This window comes from Mycobacterium sp., assembly GCF_049280035.1.
GTDB lineage: Bacteria > Actinomycetota > Actinomycetes > Mycobacteriales > Mycobacteriaceae > Mycobacterium.
Window position 1 is genome coordinate 1 of sequence record NZ_JBAPPI010000768.1, and the last position, 4,935, is coordinate 4,935.

6 protein-coding genes and 1 pseudogene are annotated in these 4,935 nt (G+C 64.3%); 5 read left to right on the plus strand and 2 right to left on the minus strand.

Annotated elements, in window-relative coordinates; translation table 11 throughout:
• Both WAN71_RS24615 and WAN71_RS24620 read right to left on the minus strand, forming a co-directional pair.
• Window positions 1–403: pseudogene (locus WAN71_RS24615) on the minus strand (NlpC/P60 family protein); the annotation flags it as partial.
• The gene (locus WAN71_RS24620; protein ID WP_422227831.1) at window positions 400–1,158 is read right to left on the minus strand and encodes a helix-turn-helix domain-containing protein; all 759 of its coding nucleotides are present in this window, start codon (window positions 1,156–1,158) and stop codon (window positions 400–402) included. The pseudogene WAN71_RS24615 and the gene WAN71_RS24620, both read right to left, overlap by 4 nt.
• Before the next feature lie 144 nt (window positions 1,159–1,302).
• Here WAN71_RS24620 and WAN71_RS24625 point away from each other — a divergent pair, with 144 nt between their 5' ends.
• The 5 genes from WAN71_RS24625 to WAN71_RS24645 all read left to right on the plus strand — a co-directional run.
• Entirely contained in the window at window positions 1,303–1,719 is a 417-nt protein-coding gene (locus WAN71_RS24625; RefSeq protein WP_422227832.1) for a WhiB family transcriptional regulator, read from the plus strand.
• Between the two features lie 91 nt (window positions 1,720–1,810).
• The gene (locus WAN71_RS24630; RefSeq protein WP_422227835.1) at window positions 1,811–3,265 is read left to right on the plus strand and encodes a neutral zinc metallopeptidase; all 1,455 of its coding nucleotides are present in this window, start codon (window positions 1,811–1,813) and stop codon (window positions 3,263–3,265) included.
• 52 nt (window positions 3,266–3,317) lie between these two features.
• Window positions 3,318–3,920: a DUF4333 domain-containing protein gene (locus tag WAN71_RS24635; protein WP_422227833.1), complete on the plus strand. Its 603-nt coding sequence runs from the start codon at window positions 3,318–3,320 to the stop codon at window positions 3,918–3,920.
• Window positions 3,921–4,386: 466 nt separating this feature from the next.
• Window positions 4,387–4,686 carry a DUF4189 domain-containing protein gene (locus tag WAN71_RS24640; protein ID WP_422227836.1) on the plus strand — a complete coding sequence of 100 codons (300 nt, stop codon included), beginning with the start codon at window positions 4,387–4,389 and terminating at the stop codon, window positions 4,684–4,686.
• A 40-nt stretch (window positions 4,687–4,726) separates the two neighbouring features.
• A partial coding sequence (locus WAN71_RS24645) for a hypothetical protein (RefSeq protein ID WP_422227834.1) occupies window positions 4,727–4,935 on the plus strand: 209 nt, incomplete at its 3' end.

Below are 4,935 nucleotides of genomic sequence, written 5' to 3' on the forward strand. Positions count from 1 at the left end.
CCTGCTGGCGGGCTGACAACACATGCGCTTGTTGCGCTCGCAGCCGCGCCACCCGACGGCGCACCGCCTCGCGCTGCGCCATCGGTGTGCTCGGTATCGCGGCATCGGCGCGGGCCTCGTCGAGCACACTCTTGGTCAGGGCACGGGCGTTGGCGTGATCGCGGTGCGCTTGGGCCGCGGTGGCTGCCAGCGCAGCGTCAGTGCTGGCGGCCGAACGCAAGCCTGCCCGGCTATGGTCTACAGCAGACTGGTAAAGCTCTTGTCCCCCACCGGTATTCAGTCCCGCGGCTCGTTGCAGCAACCTGTCGTAGTGCGCTAGGTCTGCGTCCAGCGCAACGTCACGGGGCGTGCCGGCGAATAGTTGGTGCGCGCGGCTCAATGCCGACAGTTCGCTTCCACTCACTGCCCTTCCCCCGAACTGGTGTCCTCGTCGGCGAAAGCCCGGACGCGCGGCAGCGCTCCAGGCGGGATGACTCCCCGATTCCGGATGTCCCACATTTCCGCGGGGGTGATTCCGAGCAGTGCCGCGATGACTGGCTCCGGCAGCGATGATCGCGCGCATGCCCGGTCGAACCGGGCACTAAGGCTCATCGGCATGCGCTCCAGAAGCGCGCCGCGTGTCGTCTCCAACGCCTGCAGATGCCGCATAAGCCGTCCCGCCGAAGCTGCGTCGGCATTGACGGCCACCCGCCAGGAGTTGGCGGCGAGCATCTCAGCCTTCACACACTGACCGATCACAGAGAGAATATACGACTCGTATTCGTTTGATGTCGTCGCAGGCAGTCGCTCGATCACCGAGTTGAGCGCGTCGAGCTGAGCTTCGGCGTATCCCTCGAGTACCTCGGTGTCGGTGTGCCGGTCCACGACGATGGGACCGGTGGACCGGGCAGGTGTCGGTGCTGCCGGCGTGACCGCGGTCAGGCGCTCGAGCTCGGCCGCCGGATCCGCGGCGACCACCAGCCGAGAGTAGGTGCCCGGTGGCAGACCGAGCCCATTTTCTACCTTCTGAACTGTGCTTTTGTGTGGCTTGCGGGCGCCTCGCTCGAGGTAGCTCAGGCCCATGATGCTCACGCCGGTGGCCGAGGCGAAGTCGGCCAGCGACCAGTCGCGCGATTCGCGCAGCTCTCGGATTGCTGCACCTGCCGATTCGCGGCTCACCGCAGCGCTCCGGCCATATTCGGATAGTACACAGCCGCATACGTAGTCCTTGGTATATACGTTTCTATCACGTTTCTCTTGCCAAACGATCCGCGGTGTGTATACGCTTCTGCATACGTTTTTGGACCTGAAGGAGGCGGACTGATGGGGCACCCATGTTCGGTCAACCCGGAATTGTGGTTCGGCTACGCCGATGATGACGGTGGCGACGGTGCCGCCAAGGCACGCGCTTATGAACAGTCGGCCACCGAGGCGCGGCTGCTCTGTCTGCGACGGTGCCCACTGGCGCAACAGCGGTTGTGCGCGCGATACGCGGTCGAGAACCGCGAGGAATACGGTGTCTGGGCGGGCGTCAAACTGCCCGGCGGCCAGTACCGCAAGCGTGAGCAGTTGGCGAAGGCGCACGACATTCTGCGCCAGATCGCGACCGGCGAGATCAACTCACGGCAGCTGCCCGACAACGCCGCGCTGCTGGCGCGGCGCGAGGGTGACGCTGTTCCGGTGACCGCCGCGGTGTTTCATCTGCCCATCCGCGAGGTCGGGCCCCGATCGGCCGCCTAACCGCACTGGTCGGCCGGTACGGCGGCCTGCACGCATTCTCCCGTGCTGGACGCGCCTTTACCCGTGATGGAATAGGCAGGTGGTATTAATCCTGCGACGGCAACTCCGGGTCACACGCTGCGGCGGTTGGTCGCGCATAGCGCTGGTTTTGGCCGCAAGTTGTGCGGTTTTGTCCGGTTGCCACGACACCGTGGCGGGCCGGGCCGTGTCGCCGATCTACGATCCCGCCACCGCGGGTGGGTTGCCGGTGAACGATGTGCCCAGCGGTGTACGCCCCGGCGCGCCAGCTCCGACCCTCAAAGTCCATGGCGGACAAGAGGGGTCGATCGATAGGTTAGCGACTCTGTCGGTTCAGGACATCGAAGCGTACTGGCGGGTGAACTTTCCCCGCACTTTGTCGGGACAGTATCAGCCGGTGACGGATTTGTACTCCTATGACTCCCACGATCCGTCATCGCCAATGATCTGCGGCAATGACACCTACGAGCTCACCAATGCGTTCTTCTGCGGAAGTGACTGGCTCATTGCCTGGGATCGCGGCGCGTTTTTGCCGACGGTGCAGAGGTACTTCGGCGACATGGCTGTAATCGGGGTGCTGAGCCACGAATACGGGCATGCGATTCAACGCATGGCCCATCTGGTCAAGAGGTCGACGACCGTGCTGGTCGCCGAACAGCAGGCCGACTGCTTCGGTGGCGACTACCTGCGTTGGGTCGCCGAGGGCAAGTCACCCCGGTTCACCCTCGACACCGGGGAGGGTTTGAACAAGGTGCTGGCCGGCATCATCACCAGCCGCGATCCCGCCTCCGCGCAGGCCAACGATCCGGAAGGCCATGGCACGGCGTTAGACCGCGTCGCGGCATTCCAGATCGGCTTCACCTCGGGTGCTACCGCGTGCGCAGCCATCACCGCGGAGTCCATCCAGCAGCGCCGCGATGAGCTGCCCGAGGCGCTACAGCCCGCGCCCAGCAATCGCAAGGCCGACAAGCCGATAACCGAGACCAGCGTTCACCGGCTCGTCGACGAACTCGGCACGATCTTCGCCGCGAAGGCGCCGCCCACGTTGTCAATGCAGCCGGCCGCGTGCAGGGGAGCGGACGTGACCCAGCCGGTGTCGTATTGTCCGGCGTCGAACACCGTGTTCGTCGACCTGCCTGCCTTGCAGAAACTGGGCGAGCCCGGCGATGAGCGGCACGACTACGTGCTGCTGCAGGGTACTAACACGGCGATGTCCGCCCTGATCTCCCGCTATGCGCTGGCCGTTCAGCACGAACGTGGCCTACCGATAAAATCGGTCGCGACCGCGCTGCGCACCGCCTGTCTGACCGGCAGGGTTGAGCGCCAACTAGGCGAAACGGCTGATCCGGCAACACCTTTGACTTCACGCGACGTCGACCAGGCGGTGGCGGGTCTGCTCGGCAACGGCCTGGCGGCCAGCGACGCCGATGGGATGACGGTGCCGGCCGGGTTTAATCGAATCGCGGCCTTCCGCGTCGGTCTCACCAGTGACAACGCCGACCGGTGCTACGCGGACTTCCCCGCCTGAGGCGAAAGGGGCTCAACGTGTTTGCTTCCTGTCTGACCTCCAGGGCGTGCTGATGGGCCCGACGCGGTGGGGGAGCGACGACGACCCCGAACGGACCGAGGTGGTGCCGCAGCGTGCGGCCCGCCAGCTGCCGCCGAGAAACGTCGACCCCGACAAGACCGTCGTCATCGCTCCCTCGCATGGTGCCCCTGATGAAACGACGACCCCGGTGGCGCCGGGATACCCACCTGCGCCAAGCGGTTACCCCGTCGGCGCCTACCACCAACAATTAGGCCGGTACCCGGCCCCGTCTGCGCCGATTCCCCCCGCGCAGCGCGGTCGCGGCTGGCTGTGGGCGGTGCTCGCCATCGGCGCTGTGGCTTTGAGCGCCGTGGCTGTGCTGCTGGTCCTGCGAGTAGGCCCGATCAAATCCCTCACCGCTGACAAACTCAACATCGCCGCCGCACAGGCCGGCGTGCGGAACGTGCTCGCCGACCCGACCACCGGCTACGGCCTGACCACCGTCAAAGACGTCACCTGCAACCACGGCGTCGACCCCACGATCTTCAAAGGCGCGACGTTCACCTGCGATCTCACCATTAATGGCCACAAGGCGCAGGCCACGATCACCTTCATCGACGACGATGGAACCTACTCGGTCGGCCGACCCGAGTAGGTTCCCGGTTCCGCGCACCTACGAGCCGAACAGGCTTTGCCACCGCCTGTTTTGCTGAGATGCGTTGTGGCGCAAGCAGCCTTGAGGGCGAGACGAGGGGCAACCCTATTGAAAGCAATACCTTATTGTCACCGCCAGCAAACAACGGGCCGAAAGTACATTACTGGATGAGGAGTAAAGGCGCGCACCCACACGGATGGCCATCCAGCTCGGCTTTCTTCGAAAATCTGAGACCGCAGAGCAACAAAAAACGTGCTATAATCGGCCCGGTCGAGGTTCCATACCGCAAATAATATCTTTATGCCGGACACCTACGGTCGGCACCCACGGATGCCCTCGATTGGTCAAAGGACCAATCATGTTCTCACGCCCAGCAATATCAATCCTTCTGGCCGTCCCTAGCGCCTTGGTCGTGGCACTGGCAGCCGCCGCTCCGTTGGCACACGCCGACCCCCAATACGTGGGCATGGCCATCTATGACCCACCGGGTCCGACCTTCAAGGTCGTCCATGAGGAAAATGAATCATCGCCTACCGCGGCGATTGCCCACGCGTTAGCCAGATGCAACGCCAGTTATTATTCCAGCTGCGAGCCGGTGGGCGTGTCTACCACTTGCATTTCCGTGACCGCAGGCCCTGGCGTCGAGTGGGTGTTTGCCACCGGCCCGGACGCGTCCAGCGCGGCGGCAAATGTACGGACTAGGGCGACCGAAAACGGATGGGACGGAACCGGCGACGCCATCACCAGCTGCTCCTGGGGAGACTAGGTGAACCTGTTCAACCCGATTGTGTTGGTAAATCGCCGCAATGCTGCTCGGGTGTGGTGTCGCCCACGCTGATCCCGTCAGACTGACTGCCGACGAGACCGAGTTCGCGAAGTCCACCGCGAAACTGACCTGCCAAAACTTCGCCGCCAACCCCACGCCCGCCGGTTTCACTAGCATCGTGGCCGGCATCGTCGCGTCGGGATTCACGTCCAGCCGAGCCGGCTACATCATGGTTTATCAGATTACGAC